20 protein-coding genes are annotated in these 16,782 nt (G+C 38.9%); 5 read left to right on the top strand and 15 right to left on the bottom strand.

The window, feature by feature from the left end:
• Positions 1–8 precede the first annotated feature (8 nt).
• From CL181_RS15080 to CL181_RS15060, 5 genes are all read right to left on the bottom strand, one after another.
• Positions 9–722: a hypothetical protein gene (locus CL181_RS15080; protein WP_097300140.1), complete on the bottom strand. Its 714-nt coding sequence runs from the start codon at positions 720–722 to the stop codon at positions 9–11.
• A gap of 43 nt (positions 723–765) precedes the next feature.
• Positions 766–1,947: a C39 family peptidase gene (locus CL181_RS15075; RefSeq protein WP_097300139.1), complete on the bottom strand. Its 1,182-nt coding sequence runs from the start codon at positions 1,945–1,947 to the stop codon at positions 766–768.
• A 149-nt stretch (positions 1,948–2,096) separates the two neighbouring features.
• Entirely contained in the window at positions 2,097–3,131 is a 1,035-nt protein-coding gene (locus CL181_RS15070) for a hypothetical protein (protein ID WP_097300138.1), read from the bottom strand.
• A 61-nt stretch (positions 3,132–3,192) separates the two neighbouring features.
• Positions 3,193–4,335, bottom strand: coding sequence for a S1 family peptidase (locus tag CL181_RS15065; RefSeq protein ID WP_097300137.1), 1,143 nt, complete (start codon positions 4,333–4,335; stop codon positions 3,193–3,195).
• Positions 4,332–4,523 carry a hypothetical protein gene (locus CL181_RS15060; protein WP_097300136.1) on the bottom strand — a complete coding sequence of 64 codons (192 nt, stop codon included), beginning with the start codon at positions 4,521–4,523 and terminating at the stop codon, positions 4,332–4,334. The genes CL181_RS15065 and CL181_RS15060 overlap by 4 nt, the downstream gene beginning before the upstream one ends.
• 163 nt (positions 4,524–4,686) lie before the next feature.
• On the opposite strand from CL181_RS15060, the gene CL181_RS20935 reads away from it, so the two are divergent.
• Positions 4,687–4,986: a hypothetical protein gene (locus CL181_RS20935; RefSeq protein ID WP_217993190.1), complete on the top strand. Its 300-nt coding sequence runs from the start codon at positions 4,687–4,689 to the stop codon at positions 4,984–4,986.
• Complete coding sequence (locus CL181_RS21580) at positions 4,965–5,261, top strand: UbiA family prenyltransferase (protein ID WP_369332921.1); 297 nt, start codon at positions 4,965–4,967, stop codon at positions 5,259–5,261. The genes CL181_RS20935 and CL181_RS21580 overlap by 22 nt, the downstream gene beginning before the upstream one ends.
• Here CL181_RS21580 and CL181_RS15050 read toward each other — a convergent pair.
• The 8 genes from CL181_RS15050 to CL181_RS15020 form a co-directional block, all read right to left on the bottom strand.
• A complete protein-coding gene (locus CL181_RS15050; RefSeq protein ID WP_141398932.1) occupies positions 5,239–6,021 on the bottom strand; it encodes a winged helix-turn-helix domain-containing protein in 783 nt (260 codons plus the stop codon). The genes CL181_RS21580 and CL181_RS15050 overlap by 23 nt on opposite strands.
• Before the next feature lie 95 nt (positions 6,022–6,116).
• The gene (locus tag CL181_RS15045) at positions 6,117–7,436 is read right to left on the bottom strand and encodes an ATP-binding cassette domain-containing protein (RefSeq protein ID WP_097300134.1); all 1,320 of its coding nucleotides are present in this window, start codon (positions 7,434–7,436) and stop codon (positions 6,117–6,119) included.
• A gap of 6 nt (positions 7,437–7,442) precedes the next feature.
• Entirely contained in the window at positions 7,443–8,273 is an 831-nt protein-coding gene (cbiQ, locus tag CL181_RS15040; protein ID WP_097300133.1) for a cobalt ECF transporter T component CbiQ, read from the bottom strand.
• A complete protein-coding gene (locus CL181_RS15035) occupies positions 8,273–9,223 on the bottom strand; it encodes an energy-coupling factor ABC transporter permease (protein WP_141398931.1) in 951 nt (316 codons plus the stop codon). Before CL181_RS15035 ends, cbiQ begins: the two co-directional genes overlap by 1 nt.
• 47 nt (positions 9,224–9,270) lie before the next feature.
• The gene (locus CL181_RS20555) at positions 9,271–9,426 is read right to left on the bottom strand and encodes a zinc ribbon domain-containing protein (RefSeq protein WP_176505251.1); all 156 of its coding nucleotides are present in this window, start codon (positions 9,424–9,426) and stop codon (positions 9,271–9,273) included.
• Between the two features lie 61 nt (positions 9,427–9,487).
• Positions 9,488–10,378: a radical SAM protein gene (locus CL181_RS15030; protein ID WP_097300131.1), complete on the bottom strand. Its 891-nt coding sequence runs from the start codon at positions 10,376–10,378 to the stop codon at positions 9,488–9,490.
• Positions 10,379–10,524: 146 nt separating this feature from the next.
• Positions 10,525–10,908, bottom strand: a complete 384-nt coding sequence (locus CL181_RS15025) for a hypothetical protein (RefSeq protein WP_097300130.1) — start codon at positions 10,906–10,908, stop codon at positions 10,525–10,527.
• Positions 10,909–10,914: 6 nt separating this feature from the next.
• Positions 10,915–11,205 carry a hypothetical protein gene (locus tag CL181_RS15020; RefSeq protein WP_097300129.1) on the bottom strand — a complete coding sequence of 97 codons (291 nt, stop codon included), beginning with the start codon at positions 11,203–11,205 and terminating at the stop codon, positions 10,915–10,917.
• Positions 11,206–11,337: 132 nt separating this feature from the next.
• On the opposite strand from CL181_RS15020, the gene CL181_RS15015 reads away from it, so the two are divergent.
• From CL181_RS15015 to CL181_RS15005, 3 genes are read left to right on the top strand one after another with little or no spacing between them, the layout of a single operon-like run.
• Positions 11,338–12,486, top strand: a complete 1,149-nt coding sequence (locus CL181_RS15015; protein ID WP_097300128.1) for a Xaa-Pro peptidase family protein — start codon at positions 11,338–11,340, stop codon at positions 12,484–12,486.
• Entirely contained in the window at positions 12,486–13,361 is an 876-nt protein-coding gene (gene map, locus CL181_RS15010) for a type II methionyl aminopeptidase (protein ID WP_097300127.1), read from the top strand. Before CL181_RS15015 ends, map begins: the two co-directional genes overlap by 1 nt.
• Complete coding sequence (locus CL181_RS15005) at positions 13,358–14,173, top strand: hypothetical protein (protein WP_097300126.1); 816 nt, start codon at positions 13,358–13,360, stop codon at positions 14,171–14,173. The genes map and CL181_RS15005 overlap by 4 nt, the downstream gene beginning before the upstream one ends.
• On the opposite strand, the gene CL181_RS15000 is transcribed toward CL181_RS15005, so the two are convergent.
• Both CL181_RS15000 and CL181_RS14995 read right to left on the bottom strand, forming a co-directional pair.
• Complete coding sequence (locus CL181_RS15000) at positions 14,151–14,978, bottom strand: response regulator (protein WP_255251594.1); 828 nt, start codon at positions 14,976–14,978, stop codon at positions 14,151–14,153. The two genes, CL181_RS15005 and CL181_RS15000, sit on opposite strands and share 23 nt — an antisense overlap.
• Entirely contained in the window at positions 14,975–16,780 is a 1,806-nt protein-coding gene (locus tag CL181_RS14995) for a histidine kinase dimerization/phosphoacceptor domain -containing protein (RefSeq protein ID WP_097300124.1), read from the bottom strand. The genes CL181_RS15000 and CL181_RS14995 overlap by 4 nt, the downstream gene beginning before the upstream one ends.
• Positions 16,781–16,782: the final 2 nt, after the last annotated feature.

Raw genomic sequence — 16,782 nt, 5'->3', positions numbered from 1 at the left:
ATTTAATCTTAGTTCCGTCCCTTAAAAAAAAAACCTACAGTGGTTTCAATAATATTCTCATCTCTATCCAACTGTTCCATTATGTTTTTACTTTCTGTTTGAGGCGTTTCAGGTCCATAGACTAATATCATAACCATCGTCTTTCTCAACTGTATGCCGCTTGATCTAAGCCCGGGAAGAATTTCATTGTTTACACCCCAAACCGCAGCTGTAAAGTTCTCACCTGTTATTTTTATTTTGTTTGCTAGTTGAATATTACTATATTCATCCCCTTCAAGGCGGTTCTTGATACTTTCAAAATCGCTCTTGGGAGCACTAATATAATATTCGGGATATGAGAAGCTTCTTTCTACACTACGAGGCTTGGGTATTTCATATCCCGATATTATCTCTTTCACCTCTTTTTCTGTGATGTTACTATCAAATATTACATTGACATTCCAGTAAGCATCTGAATTTTCCATTATTGGCTCTTCTCCGGTGAAAAGTTTACCCCTAATCTTAATATAACTTTTTGTAATGGGATTTTTCTTGCCTATATCTATATTGTTGATATGAGTTTGATTTTCTTGGTCTGTATAATTCTCTGTCATTTTCCCGGGACTGAGACTTATATCGCCCTCTATTTTTTCCATCACTTTATGATTTATATCAGATAAATAAACAAGAGATAATGCTGTTATGATAAAAATCCCGATTATATAATATCCTTTTTTATCCATATTATTCTCTTAGAGTATAATAAAAAAATAAATATCTATTATTTCATTGTATGTAGATATTATTTCTGAAAAAGAACATATAATCAGTGGTTTCCCAATATGTATCGCCTTGGTTGACGGGATAGGGGTCCAAGATATATATGTCATTATATAACCATATCGAATAACCTGCGCCTGTCATTACATGATTCGCAGAATAATCTATTATTGCAAACGGTATTCCGGCATCGATCATATCTACCATATCCTGCCAGACAATAGAATATTCATTTGAATTGGAATAACCCAGGTCATTCCGATAATAGTTCAACATACCGATTGTATTGGTACCAGTAGAGGTCGTACCCATCCTTCCAGCAATATAATTTTGTGTGTGACTTACACCGAAATAATCAGCGACCATCTGTCCAACGGCGGGTGCACAATAATTCCATTGCTCCTGTGCAAATAGAGAGATGTCGAGGACGTTTGATGATTGCGTTGTAACAAGGGTTTTTGAGCTTTCAATTCCATTAGAGCTCTTTTTTTCTACTATTTCACGGAACTTTTTATCATTTTCCTCCCAGGCAGATATGCGTTTTACCTTTTCATCATCCGGCATATTATCGTATAGGGACCACACGCCTGGTTCGTTATTCTCAGGATTCTTTTCTGGAACAGTTGAGTAGTCGTAAGCATCAACGAACATCCGTTGCTCTTTATTTGTATTTAAGTCGCGTAATTGCACCATTATCCCGATTTTCGGATAACTATAAGATACCAGTGTGGTTGAAGTGATTTCACTATTTTTATAATTTTCTTTTGCATTCTTTTTTGCCATCTGTAACGCAACATCAGAATCCAATATCAGAGGCTTGAGTCCTATAGTCCGGATTGATTCTCCAAGTACCTTACTTGCACTGGTTTTGATTGATCCAACACTTTTACCTTCTTTTTCAACTGAGAATTGATAAAAGAGCTTTTTGCCATTTATATCATGAATAATCAATGGGTCGGGATTTATTGTTGCACCATTCCAGTCAGTATTCTTAAGTCCTGGAGATCCTGCTGCCACAAATTCTGATAAAGTAATTGTAGCATGTTCTCTGGCTTTTTCTATTGCAACATAGTTGTTTTCAACTATATCCAAATCATTTTTTGCGCTTGCCGCAGGCACAAACGCCATGCTCAACAGCAACATCGCCGCAAGCACCGCGCCTAATTGCATTCCTTTTATTTGTTTCATATTTTTATTTCTCCTTTATATTTTCTTTGCTCCCTCATCAGGCGCGGCGCTGGCTTTAAATAAATTCAAAGCTAATCTTACCATGCTTTCGGACGATCCGGGGTTCAGTTGCTCTCGAAGAATAGCTGAACCCCATGTAACATCTTTTTTTATGTATTCGACTTTCTTCTAAATAACCACACATATAACAAGGTGATTAATCCACCCAACAATCCAAAACTTGGGACTGATTTTCTTGACGCATTATTGGATGGCGGCATACTCTTATTTTCAGGTTGAAGCGTGCTCTTATTTGGATTTCCTGTACTGGCTGGATGGATGATTTCTCCCAAAACGAACCTGACAGGAACTTCATGGATCCCCCTCTTTTTTGCTTCTTCATCAACTAATCCATATATTTCATCCAGCAGTGGTTTCTCAACAGTTAAGCTTTGATTAATTATTACCACAAAATACCCATCGAGTTCAGTACCAAAACCTATCAGAGGCCCTTTTGGACTAAAATATGGCGTTAATTTATCACTCAAACCTTCTATAATAGTTCGTTGAGTTTTATACGTCCAATTCCACCTTTGCTCTTCAGTCTTTAGTTCAGGAAGGTTTCCATAAGTAGCGATAGCTGCCGGTTTGCGCGATTCCTTACCCTTTTTCTCATATTCCTCAGATGCAGTTTTTTCAGGTTCTGGCAGATTTTCATTCTCAGTTTTGTGGAAAATTCCACGTCCGAATTCCACTGGAATTCCTTCAATATCCATATTTCTGGCTCTTTCATCCAATAATCCATAGATTTCTCCAATCAGGTTTTTCTCGATTGTAAAGTTCTTATAGAATACGATTACTAAATAACCACGAGAGTTTTCACCATAAGCTATCACTTTGCCATATGGATAAGTGTAGTTGATAGATTGTTCAATATCCCAAATTTCTATGAGTTTTTTAAGGCTATTAGACCAGTTTTGCCTTTGTTCTTCAGATTTAAGGACAGGGAGTTTTCCATATGTAGCAACAACTTCATAGTTCATTGGAGTTGTGCCAACTAAATAAATATATTCGGTGCTGTTTATAGTTTTACTGTTAAAATTTTCATTTTCTCCAGTAAAATTGCTACCTTGTGATGTAATAGCTGCGAGACTAAGGATGCTAAGTCCTATTACAGATATTATTAAACGGTTTGATTTTCTCATTTCTGCTTCTCTGTAAAAAATAAATGATTATCAATAAATTGATAACCATGATTTATATATCTTATCTGGTAAGAACATTTACGTTCAAACTATTTTTCACATAAGAAATCTGTGAAAAATAAGTATATTCCGTACCATCTATAATTTGCCCTGAAGCAAGGATTCCTACTATTTTACGGTCTGAATTAGGTTCTAAATACCATACTGGAGAACCACTATCTCCTCCGTCACTGTGCATTGTTGTTTTTGCCTGGTTGTAGTAAGTTACCCCATCATAAGAAGTTATTTCAGAGATCCCCACTACATTTCCACCCGTTATGCCTGATGTTATTCCTGATTTATAGACTCTCCAGCCAATCTGCGGGTTTCGGTCACCTTTAACGGGCACATAATACCCCCCGCCAATATGAATTGACGCTTCAACATTATTAAAGGGTATAAATGATGCATCTGCAGTATTAGTTCCGATTTTCGAAACAATTCCAGCTTCATTCTCAGATGCCTCATATGGCTGCCATAGCTGCATACCAACTTGAGTAGCCAGGTGCCTTGCGGTTACATAACCTTTATTTCCATTAGTGTCTTGTACAGCAAAACCCAGAGTACCACTATGAGTTGGTGTCTCAAATTTAATTCCTCCCACTATAGGGCGCCATTTAGTATCATAACCTGCTCTTAACCGGGGAAAATCTCCTATTCTAAATGCTACTGGAATTTTCTGAAGGCCTATATTTTTTGCCTGTTTATCTACCACAGCATATATTCCATCAACAGTAGACGTCTCCATTGTTATATTTTCATAAAACATTACATCGAGGTAGCCCTCATCATTCCAACCGTACATAATTACTGGCCCATTTGGATAAAGATACGGACGCATATCTTCTCGTACGCTTACTCTGATTTCGTCGAGCTTATTGAGCCAATCCCTTCTTTCTTTTTCAGCTTTGAATTTCGGTATTTGTCCACGTGTTTCACGAACTTTCGGCTCTTTTTTTATTTTTTCAAAAACTTCTGGTCCAAAATCAGGGATTTCTTTATCTTGAAGTTCGGAATCGTTTAATCCCAGTAAGACACGTTCTGGTAAATCTTTCGGAAAACTTTTGAATTCCTTATTTGGAACAGCAGCTCCAGCAAATACTACGGCAACAAGTAGTATCACTGCAAGCATCGCGCCTAACTGCACTCCTTTAATTTGTTTCATATTTTTATTTCTCCTTTTATATTTTTTTCTTCTTTGCTATCCTCAGGCGCGGCGCTGGCTTTAAATAAATTCAAAGCTAATCTTACCTTGCCTTCGGGTAACGTGGAGCTTATCCGCTCTTGCTGAACAGTAGAGCCCCACGTTTTTTGTTCTGCAAAAATCCTTGGGTCTGATTTTATAAAATCCACCTTCAGCCTTCACAGACAGTATTTGATATGGACAAAGGTGTATTTATAATAAACGGATTATAATTTTTAATGGCATTGAAAATTACAACGACGTTGAAAATTTTAATGCTGTTGAAATTTTCAATGAGTTTATAATATTAATGAGGAGTATATTTCTTGGGGCGTGAAATTCCTAAACTTACCTACTTTACGCCTGTTGAATTCCTCAACTCTTGTAGCTTTCTCAGGGGCTCTCAGGCTGCACATAGCTTTTTTGTTCGCAAGTATCGAGCCAAATATACCAGTTTATCTGGGGATGGGACTGGTCATTTATTCAACTTATACCCTTGACCGCGCACTTGATAGTGAAGAAGACGCAATAAACAGGAGCGAATTAACAGGCGCAAATAGGCACGCTGCTATTATTGCAAGCATAATTGCGTTCTTTGCAGGGGCTTTGATATTTTTTTTAAATTATTCATAAATTCAGTCCTGTATGATTTCAAAGACATAAAAGGCGATACAGCCGCCGGGATAAGGACTTTACCTGTTTATTTTGGAAAAGGAAATGTAAGAAAAATATTGCTGGTGTTGTGCCTGGTACTCCACTTCTTTATGATCCTTGTGTTCTGGATGGGTTATATAAGATACGAACCTGTAATTCTCTCAATAAGAAAATATTCAAGAGAGATCATAATCGATGCTGAGTCCACCATTGCTCTTGTCTTCAGATCAATTATAAATTCTCAATTTTTTTAGAGCGCTCCCTATAATAATTAAAAAGTTCTTCTCCCCATAAAAGAGAAGATTTATCAAAGCTAACAAGGCTCCTTCGTAAATCAAAAACTCCGTTTTTCAAGAAAAAAGATGTGAAACAGAAGATATCAGATACCACGAAGGTGAGCTTAATATCTTCGTCCAGCATATAAAAGCTCAGATTCTTAAGATCCAATCCACGCGCAAGCTTGTCATAATATTCCGTCTCAATTTTGTTAAATGCTTTTTGTGTAAGTATGAGGGAAATTTCAGTCCCATTCTCGGCCAGTTCTAAAAAGAAATCCGGATAAATCGGATGGACTATCGGAGATATACCAAATAATTTTTTAGATTTTGAGACATTATCCAGGAATTCTTTGTGAGGTTCGTATATATCCTCGATGCTGCTTTCAATTACCTGATAATCGCCAAGCTGATCAATTCTCATAAGCAACCCGGATGGAATCGAACTAATGTCATGCTCCTGCCAGAATACTTCCTGTTTTTCGATAACCTCTACTGTTTTTACTAAAGGTTCCAGGCGCTTTATGATCATCTGACCGATCCTGGTCAGGGCATACTTTTTACCCTCACGCTTCACCAGATTCTTCTCCTCAAGTATCCTGATCTGTGGAAGCATTCCAGTTTTTGTGAAACTTAATGCCGACATAATTTCACCCATCGTTTTTGGCCCATCCTTCAGCAGCAGAAGGAGGCTTCTTCTCTTATCCGAGGATGTAATGATGTTTAAAAGGTCTGACATGATCGTAGGATAGTTATGTTTTAATAATTTCTTTCTATTGTGAGTTACAAGCAGATAAATATCTCTCAATATTTCTCAGATTATATTAAATGATCCTAAATATTGAAACCCCGGCAATTGAGTTTTCTTTCTTTGACTTTTTCCACTACCCTGTCAGCCATTCCCCCTGAAGCAAAAACCATTACATCCAGGCCGCGAAGTGCTGCTAACATTGCTGATTGTATCACATCGAACTCGAAATCGCATTTTAGTTCCATCTTATTCATCAGCGCTTTTGCTGATGTACCCATTGCCCCTATCTTTTGTTTCTTATTTTTATCAAGAAAACCATAAATTTTTTCCATATCTGCTGCTCTTGATCCGCCTTCAATAACAGCCGGAACCCTGATAACGGTGATTTTTCCTTCATGATGCTGCAAATTCCCCACAACATCCTTTACTGCAATATCTTCACCTTTATTCCCGTTAAACATCGCAATTCCGGTCACGCCATCAGAACCTTTGTCTGCAACAAGCATCCCATCCCTGATTTCAAGTGAAACTTTATCTCCGGTCTTAAGGTCACATCCTGCGATCGCACACCTGATATTCATTACCTTTATATTTTCCATAGATTCCATAAAGTCAAGAACAGAAAGCGGAACCTCACCTTTTGAAATTCCTCTTGCCCTGAATTCGCGATAGGTCTGGACGATCACAGGCTGCCTCAACCCGGCTTCTGAGATAAGTTTCTCGTCTGAAAAAATATGCTTCGGGATCCCTGACCTGAAAACTTTTCCTTTGTTAAGTATATAAATGCGGTCTGCCCAGGATGCTGCAAGGTCAGAATCATGAGTGGAAATGATAATGGTTTTTCCTTCGTTGTTCAGCTCTTCAAGGATTCCCAGCGTATCGTTGATCCCACCCGCATCCATGCCAGATGTCGGTTCATCAAGAACAAGGACATCAGGTTCCATTGCAACAACTCCTGCTATTGCAACTCTTTTTTTCTGGCCTGCGCTCAGGTTGGCTGGATTTTTTTTCCCAATGGCCTCGATATCAAATCTATGCAGCACATAAGAAACGCGTTTTTTAACTTCATCATGAGATAATCTTAAGTTTCTGGGACCAAATGCAATATCCTCAAAAACTGAGGGCGCAAATAACTGGTTATCAGACTCCTGGAAAACAAGACCGACCCTTCTTCTTACCTCATCGATATCGGTTTTATTTATATTCTCACCGAATATCCGGACTTCGCCTTTTGCTGGCATTATCAGCCCGTTAAAATGATAGAATAATGTGGTTTTTCCGCTGCCGTTCGGGCCAAGAACTGCGACTTTCTCTCCAGCACGTGCTTCAAAATTCACACCAGACAGGGCTTGCGTCCCATCCGCATAAACATATTCAAGTCCGATCGTCTGTATAGCTGTCATATTATCTCACAACATTCTGTCTATTCCAAGAAGTATCATGATCCCGGATGTAAAAACAAACCCCATAAGCAGATCATTATGATTTAATGGCTGATGACTTGTAAAACTCCGATCATGTTTCCAGCCCCTTGATAACATGGCCCTATAGACCAGTTCTGCCCTGACAAGCGCTCTTGTAATAAGCGCTCCTGTTATTGAGGCAACATCATGCATTTTATCACTGAATCCCGATCGTTTCGAAAAACCACCGCGTGATTCCTGTGCCCATTTCATTTTTTTGGCTTCAGCTGAAAATGCTTTAATGTACCTGCTCATCAATGAAGAAATATCAAGCATTGTACCAGGTACCCTGTACCAGCGCATTGTTTCTGTAATCTCATTTTCAGGAGTGTTTGACAGCAAAAGGATTGCCAGGGAAGCCGCTGCTGTCACTCTTGCAAATATGAGTAACCCGGAATCTAACCCTTCGGCGTATAATGGAATTCCATAATATATCTTATTTGTCCCATAGGTCAAACCCTGGATCACGACAATAAAAAAAGCCAGGATGACAGGAAAGATCATTTTCCTGCTAAAATTTTGCAATATTTTTGATTTTAATGCAAAAAGAGTACAGATGACTGTAATTCCTATTGGAAAATACCAGTGTTCCATAAGTGTAATGGAAATTATCAGAATAAACAAAAAGAGAATTTTTATCCTGGGATCTACCAATTTCCCTTTGCTGCCATGTGCAGCTCTTTTTTTCCTGAGATACCTGCCAATAATTACTGAAATGAAAAAAGTGATCGTTATTATGATCCCATTTAACGGATCAGTGGTAAGCCATTCAAACATCAGTTCTTCCTCCTTAATTCACTCCAGAAATATCCCGTAAAAAGACCGCCTGTTATGCCAGCAAGGGCAAAACCCAGTGGTTCTCCGAAGATAGACATTAATCTGACGCCGATCCCGCCAGGTGATGCAGCGGGTGCTGCCATTGCTTCAACTGTGCTGTCAGTTCCGGCCATATTTGTACCGCCAGGATATCCGATATACGCACCTATCGCAATAATTGAAGCAATTGAAACCATAAGCATCAGGGCGGTTATTGTAAATCTGTCTAACGGGCAGCCTGACTGGATATTTTTCATGCTACTTGTTTCTGATATATATTTGACAACATAAGCTGTGAATGCGAATTCAGCAAATGCAAGCGGGAGCTGTGTGGGAATAAATCCGAGTGAGTATAATTTCCAGTAATAAATGACATTTCCCGGATTCAGGGAAAGAGCAAGTTGCAAAGCAGTTGTCATATATGTAAGCATACTTCCGACAAGTCCTGCCATTCCTGCAGAAATCCATAAAGGAGAGATATTTTTGAGGAGCCTGTAAACAAAATAGCCTCCAAAAGCTCCCGCTATTCCCATTGATAAAGTATTTGCACCGATTGTAGTAAGCCCGCCATGAGCGATAAAGGCCTGGAAGAACAGAGCTATTGCGCTTATCACCACTGCTGCAAAAGGGCCAATGATGATAGAAGCAAGGGGCGTTCCTACTGGATGGGATGAAGAACCCGTAACCGGAACAGGGATATGCCAGACTGAAATTACGAATACCACAGCGCCTATCAGTGCGATGCGCGGGAGATATACAGGGTCAGCTTTAATGCGTTTATTGATTATCCGAAGGCCAAGCGCGATAAATAAGATTGATATTGCATACCAGAAAAAAATCCATCCTGGCTCCAGAATCCCATCCGAAATATGCAAAGTCATCTCCTCCTGATCAAGTAAATTTGTTTTCACTAAAGTTTACTTGATATAAATAGTTGATGACTCAATCGCAACTCAGATTAAACTTTCTTCACATTTCCTGATTCACACGTGGGGCATTTTACCTTTTTTCCGATCCCGCGGAACTGGGAGTTGCAATCACTGCATTTATACTGGTCAAATACAAGATCTCCTTCCTCAATTTCCACGCTGACTGATGAATCTGCAAAGCACATTTTTTCACCTCTTTTGTTTATTATTTATTTGACGGATTTTAAGCAATTTATTCGATAAATGTTAAGCATGATAATATTCACTGGTTGCGCGCTGCTGCACTGGTGAGCCGCAGGGTTCTGCACCCGGGACACCAACCGCATCTGCGCGGCACTGCCTGCACAGCCGAAACTGCGGCAGGAATTCTTCCGCAATGGTTCTTGCAATGTTAAGTTCATCGCAGTCCGGGGGTCTTTCCTTTTCAAACTTGTTAAGAGGTATCATGGGAATGATATTCATTATTATTGCGCCGTTCTCTGCTGCTTTTTTTGCAATTTCCTTTATCTGGGAAAAGTTGATCTCAGGAATAAGCACAGTGTTGACCTTAACATTCAGTCCGGCCTCACTTGCCTTCTTTATCCCTTCGAACTGTTTCTCGATCAGGAGTTTTGCGCCTTCCACACCTTTATATGTTTTATCATGGTACCGGACAAAGGAATATATCTTTGCGCCTACCTCAGGGTCAACTGCGTTTATTGTTACAGTGACACTTGTTACTCCGGCTTTGACAAGGTCATCAACCCTTTCGGAAAGCATAAGACCGTTGCTTGCCACACATTTTATAAGCCCGGGATATTTTTCATGCACAAGGCGCATGGTCTCAAAGCTGTCTTCATTTGCAAGAGACTCACCGGGTCCTGCGATACCCACGACCTTGAGATTTTGCATTTCCTTTGCATATTTATCAAGCCTTACAAGGGCTTCACGGGGATTAAGAATACTTCCTGCAACACCTGGCCTGTGTTCGCATTTATCTAATTTTCGAATACAATAATTGCATTGTATATTACAGCGCGGCGCAACCGGCAGGTGTATCCTTGCTGTCGTGAAATGCGCTTTTTCATTATAACACGGGTGAGCGCTCGTAAGATGCGCGAATTTTGAGCCTAAGTTATCCCAGCGTTCTTTTTTCATGTCTTTCCTCACATTTATTCGTATTTATACGAACTACACATGGTGTCAATACTATTTAGGTATTTTCCCAATTGTCTTTTTATAACTTTTTCGTAATAAAGTTGCCGTATTTCAGGACTTAAAACAAGTCAATTGATTTTATGCAATTATTTGAACAATTGCATTCCTGCAATGTATATAATATTCTCTTTCCAGGAACGCCTGGTTCGCATTTTTTCAAGCGCGACCAGGCCTTCTACTTTTGAGATAATACCTTCTCTATAAATATAATACAGCAAATGACTGCTGAAAATTATTGGCAAATTAGCCCTCTTTAATTTTGGAATAGCGCGGATATCATCAGAAACAATAAAATCGCACCTATCCTGAAGAGCAACTTCTATCAGTTCTTCTTCGCCACTCGATCTTGGCGTTGTTTCCAAGATTGACAATCCGGATAATGATCTTAAAACATCCCCCGCAGCACTGCCATCATCATCATGGATAGCAGAAATATCTTCAAGTTCGGAAATGATTTTTTTCGTGATCAAAAGACGTCATTTATCAAATAGTTTGTCAATTTCTTTTTTACCTTTTTGGGTCATCTCATGGATCAATTTGACATCGTCGGCATCTTTGCCTATTAAAGTATGTAATTCCTCATATGAAATGTGTCCCATTGTGTATTCCAGCGCCAGTACTTCACGATATTTTAAAATGTTATCTTTTACAACTTCAGCTAATTTCATTCTGAGCCATTCAGATCTCGGAACATGGAGCATATGTGAAAGCGCATCTATCTCTTGAAGGAGATGTTCATCAAGCCGTATGTTTACCTGGGTAGTCATAGTATATCAATTACTTTTATATTGGTAGTGAATGCTATAAGATTTTCTATGGTACAGGAATGGTGTAAGGATAATCGAGGCCATAAACCCAATCCGAAGATAATATGTACAATAATTTACCTCATGTAACCGATGAAACTGACTCTCCCTGATTCCCAGGCATTCCTGATGATGAGTGAAAGCGAACACAATGCTGATATGTATTATGCCAGCGGGTTCCTGGCTTATGATTCATTCATTTACCTGAATTCCGGGAACGATTTAATACTTGTATCGGATATGGAACTGGGAAGGGCAAAAAAAGAATCTAAAGTCAAAGAGGTGGTCCCGACATCCAGATACAACATTATGGATAAGATCCGGAAGAACAAGGATGTTGATGCCGCATATTGTGAAATGATCCGGGAACTACTTCATTCCAGGAATTTAAATCGTATTGCAGTACCGTATAATTTTCCGGTTCAGCTTGCTGATTGCCTCAGGAGAGCAAATTTTGAGATTATCCCGGTAAAAAGCCCATTGCGTGAAATGCGCGATATAAAAAATGAAAAAGAGATAAATGCAATCGAATATGCCCAGAGAGCAGGCGAGAAAGCACTTTCAGAAGGCATCAATGCGATAAAAAACGCTTCTGTCAGGAATGGTGTTCTTATGTACGAAGATTCGCCTTTAAAAACAGAGGACGTGCGGGCAATAATAGACAGATCACTACTTTCGTACAATTGTGAAGCGCCGGATATTATTATCGCATGCGGACAAGGCAGCAGCGACCCGCACTGGAAAGGGGAAGGAGAGCTGCTTGCTGATGAGCCAATAGTTATTGACATGGTGCCGCGGTCAAGGAAAGAAAGGTATTATTCTGACATGACAAGAACCGTCATGCATGGAACACCCTCTGAAGAACTTAAAAGTATGTATTCTGCCGTGCTTGATTCACAGGAAGCTGCCTTAAACAAAATAAAAGCAGGTGTAACAGGCGCCGAAATTCATAACATCGTATGCGATGTACTGGAAGAACGAGGATATGAGACCTCAAGAGGAAAAAGCGGTGAATTCACAGAAGGTTTTATTCATTCGACAGGGCATGGCGTAGGTCTTGATGTTCATGAGGGTCCAACCTTAAGCGAAAATGGAAAGGAGTTAAAAGCAGGATGTGTTGTCACAGTGGAACCCGGGCTTTATTATAAGAAGATCGGCGGCGTTCGCCTTGAGGATGTTGTGGTTGTTACGCACAGCGGATGCAAGAATTTAACTATGTTTGAAAAGAATCTGGTGTTATAATGACAGAAACTGATGAAATAATCGAGAAATACCGAAGAGCAGGAAGGATCCTGTCCGAAGTCCGCAAACTTACGGCAGAAAAAGTAACCGAAGGCGCAAGCCTTCTTATGGTCGCGGAATTTGCGGAGAACCTTATACGTGAAAAAGGCGGGGAGCCTGCGTTTCCGGTGAATATCTCGCGAAATGACGAGGCTGCTCATTCCACTCCATGTCTAAATGATAAATCCGTATTCGGGAAAGATATCGTAAAACTTGATATCGGGGTTCATATCGATGGATATATTGCAGATACCGCAATAACTGTTGACCTTTCCGGTAACCCGGAGCTTGTCAAGGCTGCTGAATCAGCACTTTCTGAAGCAATTGGAATTGTCAAAGCGGGTGTAAATACTACAGATATCGGAGGGGTTATCGAAGATACCATAACTTCCTTTGGTTATAAACCCATAATCAACCTGACAGGACATGGGCTTGCACAGTACATCCAGCATGCTCCGCCTGCGATCCCGAATAAGAGAATGCCAGGCGGTGTAATTCTGCAGGAAGGTGATATCATTGCAATTGAACCTTTCGCTACAAACGGGGCTGGAAAAATTCATGATGCCGGAAGTGCCGAGATTTTCCATATTGTTTCCGAAAAACCGGTCAGGCATCCGTCAGCGAGGAAATTATTGCAGGACATAGAAAAATATAAGACACTTCCATTTGCAAAAAGATGGCTTGGCGAGCGTGTGGATTTTGCAATGCTTGCCCTTTCCAGAGCAAATATTATCCGGCCTTACCCGATACTTAAGGAAATCCAGGGCGGCCTTATTTCCCAGGCAGAACATACGATCATAGTAACAGCGGATGGATGCGAGGTAATCACCAGATGAAAATATCGCAGTTATTTTTATCCATATTTCTTCTTTTTGCCTTAGCAGATGTGGCTGCCGCTGAAATTCAATGGATAAATAATATAACTGTGAATGAATACAATGTTACATGGGGTTACACTGAGATTTATACAGGTATTGATTCCATAGGGTATAAGATCAGTATTGATACAGGGATCGGGAATAATGACAGCTTTGTTAATGCATGGGAAGTCCTGAAAGCTGATAAGGAAGAGCGTAAAAGGTTCAAAAGCGCTATCGAAAATGAGCTTGATATCAAGATAAATAATGAGACATCGGGCATAGAAATGGTAGATGTTGATTCTTCATTATCACAGGCAATTCTCGGAAATACCCATATTCCGGATACAATTGAGAACAGATATAACGTAAATTACAGGTTAAAGGAAAGCATTTATAACGCAAGCAGTATCTGGTTCCTTGGTGAACCAAAATCTCCTGTAACAATAATTCTGCCCCGGGGCATTGATGTTGCGGGTATTTCAGGCATAGATAATGAAACAAAGATTGTCGATTTGCATACTGAAATCACAGGTTTTTTTTCTAATTCATCTGATAAAAGGGGAGAGATAACCATCAATATCACAAAGAATGAATCATATAATGTAACTGTCCCTGAGAGCAATATTCCTGAGAAGAATATAACAGAAATGCCTTCTACCGGAATAAATGAAAATGTTACAAAGCCGGCATCTGAGATTTCTAACAAAATAAGAAACTGGAGTATTTTCGGGATCGGGATAGTTTTTATTGTGATAATATATGTTTTTAAAGTAAGAAGGAACTTGTAGATGTTCTGATTCTGTCCTCCTGCTGTTTTCGCTCAATTATATCATAGAAAACCAGGACTACACCAATAATATCGTTTTTCTCATCCGTTATCGGAGTACCTATCAGATCAATAGGTATTTCCATATTATTCTTTGTGATCAATATTGTCTGATCTGACAGGCCGTAAAAACTGCCTTCACGTATCACCTTAACTACAGGGTCTTCTACATTCTTGTTCTTTTGAGAGCTTGCAACATTGAAGATAGTTGAAAGATGTTTGCCTGAAGCTTCTTCTTGTTTCCACCCTGTTAAGGCTTCAGCAAAAGGATTCATAATTTTTATTACCCCTTTTAAATCCGTGGTTATAACCCCATCTCCTATGCTTTTAATTGCAGCACTGAGCCATCGTTCGCTCTCTCTTAGTCTCTTTTCGCTCTCTTTTAATTTTTTCTCCATTTGATGTTTGTAGATGGCCATCTCTATTGTGATCAATAATTCCCTTTCTTTGAAAGGTTTCAGGAGATATCCGAATGGTTCTGTTATTTTAGCTCGTTCCAGGGTTGTTTGATCAGCATAAGCTGTTAAATATATAACTGGAACATCTGAAAACGAATGTATTTTTTCTACAGTTTCAATTCCATCAATTTCTCCATGAATAATAATATCCATAAGAACCAGATCAGGATTATTTTCTTTTACCTTCCGGATAGCATCTTCTCCTGAAGAGACTACAGCAGGAACAGAGTATCCCATCTTCTTCAATTTGTTTTGCAGATCCTCTGCAATAATAATTTCGTCTTCCACAACCAATATCTGTGATGTCATGATTTCACACTTTTGAATTCAATTTTAAATTCTGTTCCTTTATTGCCATTCATATCGATTTTACCATGTAGTTGATTTTCTGTTAGTATGGTGACAAGATGTAATCCCAGCGATCTGGTTTTCCTGAAATCCAGATCTTTCGGAAGACCAATGCCATTATCACTGACCACAAGTTCAAGTATTTCCCCCCTTGATCTGAATATTATGGTAATCTCACCATTAATACCTTTTGGAAATGCATATTTTAATGAATTTGTGATCAATTCATTTATAATTAATCCGGTCGGGATTGCAAGATCGATATCCAGGTATACATTTTCCACATGAATATTTAATTTTATATTTCCCGAATGAATATTATAAGATTGAAATAGACTGGCTCCCAGATCATTGATGTATTCTCCGAAATCAATATTCCTCAAATCTCTTGACTGATAGAGTTTTTCGTGTACAAGAGACATGGATATTATCCTGTTCTGGCTATCTATAAATATTTCGGTGATATTTTTATCTGTGATATTTTCCATTTGATGTGACAGAAGGCTGGAAATGATTTGCATATTATTTTTAACACGATGATGAATTTCCCGCAGCAGCACTTCTTTCTCCTTGAGGGATGCTTTGATCTGTTCATCGGCAGACTTACGTTCGGTTATATCCTGTGCCACACATATTATGTCCTGGGAATTTCCGTATTTACTCTCTATGAGAGAAGCTGAAAAAATAACAGGTATTTTTTGCAATCCTTTTGAAATAAAAGTTGACTCTGCATTATGGACAATATTAGTTTTATCATTATTATTTTTGTCGCTATAATTAATTAATGAACTGGCTAATAATGTTTCTCCATCGATAAGCACTTTACTTATTGGTTGGCCAATGAGCTCTGTTTCCTTATAATCAAGAAGTGAACATGCAGCGTTGTTTATTGTCCGGATAATACAATCTCTTGATACAATGATCAGGCTATTGTCCATTGAACTTATAATATTGTATATATATTCTTTGGATGAAATTATCTCGTCATTTGATTTCTGCAAATCCTGTGCCATCCTGTTGAATTCATTCGATAATTCACCAATTTCATCATTTGATCTAATATCGATCTTCGTACCAAGATTACCTTTTCTGATATTGATAGCCGCATCTTTAAGTTTATAAATGGGATTTGAGATACTTCTATCAATTACGATTCCAATGACCATTGAACTAATAAGAGCAATTCCACTTAGTATGAAAATAAGGTTATATAATGAAGCTGCATCTTGTTTTGCCTTTTGGTTAAGTTCCTCCTCCAATCCCAGTTCTATCTCTACGAGGTCAAGACCATTTTGACGAATGTTTGAGGAAACAGTATCCAGCCTTCGTATCAACTTTTCATGATTTTTAATATCAAATGTTCCGGCTTCCATTTCAGAATCATAAATTTTGATCAATGATTCTATAATTGATTGCATCTCATCTGTTTTGGCCTTTGTATCGTTTAATATCTTAAGGGCCTCAGGATTTTGTATTTTGCCGTCCATTATTGCTATTTGTTCCCGTAGAGAAGCGACTCTTTCTGATGCTTTCTTCTTATCGGTTCCGTTATTTAACATCAAATACAGCATTGTGTGACCCTGTGCCCTTTTTGAATAACTGCTCACTTCGTTTGAGGCCTGTAGTATACTCCCGAAATGCACCTCTCCTTTTTCAAAGGAAGTCACAACATGGTTATTAGCGTAAAGACCAATATACCCAACAAGACCTGCCAACAATGAGACGATAACGAATCCTGATATCAATTTCGCTTTTATCCTCATAC

The organism is Candidatus Methanoperedens sp. BLZ2 (assembly GCF_002487355.1).
Taxonomy (GTDB): domain Archaea; phylum Halobacteriota; class Methanosarcinia; order Methanosarcinales; family Methanoperedenaceae; genus Methanoperedens.
Note: the sequence above shows the minus strand (reverse complement) of the source record. Positions and strands in the feature narration are given on the sequence as shown.

What these genes read in the sequence shown, in the direction of transcription:
- cbiQ (WP_097300133.1), bottom strand. Translation starts at nt 8,273, where the DNA reads ATGTTTGAATGGCTTACCACTGATCCGTTAAATGGGATCATAATAACG.
- CL181_RS15050 (WP_141398932.1), bottom strand. Translation starts at nt 6,021, where the DNA reads ATGTCAGACCTTTTAAACATCATTACATCCTCGGATAAGAGAAGAAGC.
- CL181_RS14995 (WP_097300124.1), bottom strand. Translation starts at nt 16,780, where the DNA reads ATGAGGATAAAAGCGAAATTGATATCAGGATTCGTTATCGTCTCATTG.
- CL181_RS15075 (WP_097300139.1), bottom strand. Translation starts at nt 1,947, where the DNA reads ATGAAACAAATAAAAGGAATGCAATTAGGCGCGGTGCTTGCGGCGATG.
- CL181_RS15080 (WP_097300140.1), bottom strand. Translation starts at nt 722, where the DNA reads ATGGATAAAAAAGGATATTATATAATCGGGATTTTTATCATAACAGCA.
- CL181_RS15065 (WP_097300137.1), bottom strand. Translation starts at nt 4,335, where the DNA reads ATGAAACAAATTAAAGGAGTGCAGTTAGGCGCGATGCTTGCAGTGATA.
- CL181_RS15020 (WP_097300129.1), bottom strand. Translation starts at nt 11,205, where the DNA reads ATGACTACCCAGGTAAACATACGGCTTGATGAACATCTCCTTCAAGAG.
- map (WP_097300127.1), top strand. Translation starts at nt 12,486, where the DNA reads ATGACAGAAACTGATGAAATAATCGAGAAATACCGAAGAGCAGGAAGG.
- CL181_RS15070 (WP_097300138.1), bottom strand. Translation starts at nt 3,131, where the DNA reads ATGAGAAAATCAAACCGTTTAATAATATCTGTAATAGGACTTAGCATC.
- CL181_RS15000 (WP_255251594.1), bottom strand. Translation starts at nt 14,978, where the DNA reads ATGACATCACAGATATTGGTTGTGGAAGACGAAATTATTATTGCAGAG.
- CL181_RS15005 (WP_097300126.1), top strand. Translation starts at nt 13,358, where the DNA reads ATGAAAATATCGCAGTTATTTTTATCCATATTTCTTCTTTTTGCCTTA.
- CL181_RS15015 (WP_097300128.1), top strand. Translation starts at nt 11,338, where the DNA reads ATGAAACTGACTCTCCCTGATTCCCAGGCATTCCTGATGATGAGTGAA.
- CL181_RS15030 (WP_097300131.1), bottom strand. Translation starts at nt 10,378, where the DNA reads ATGAAAAAAGAACGCTGGGATAACTTAGGCTCAAAATTCGCGCATCTT.
- CL181_RS15045 (WP_097300134.1), bottom strand. Translation starts at nt 7,436, where the DNA reads ATGACAGCTATACAGACGATCGGACTTGAATATGTTTATGCGGATGGG.
- CL181_RS20555 (WP_176505251.1), bottom strand. Translation starts at nt 9,426, where the DNA reads ATGTGCTTTGCAGATTCATCAGTCAGCGTGGAAATTGAGGAAGGAGAT.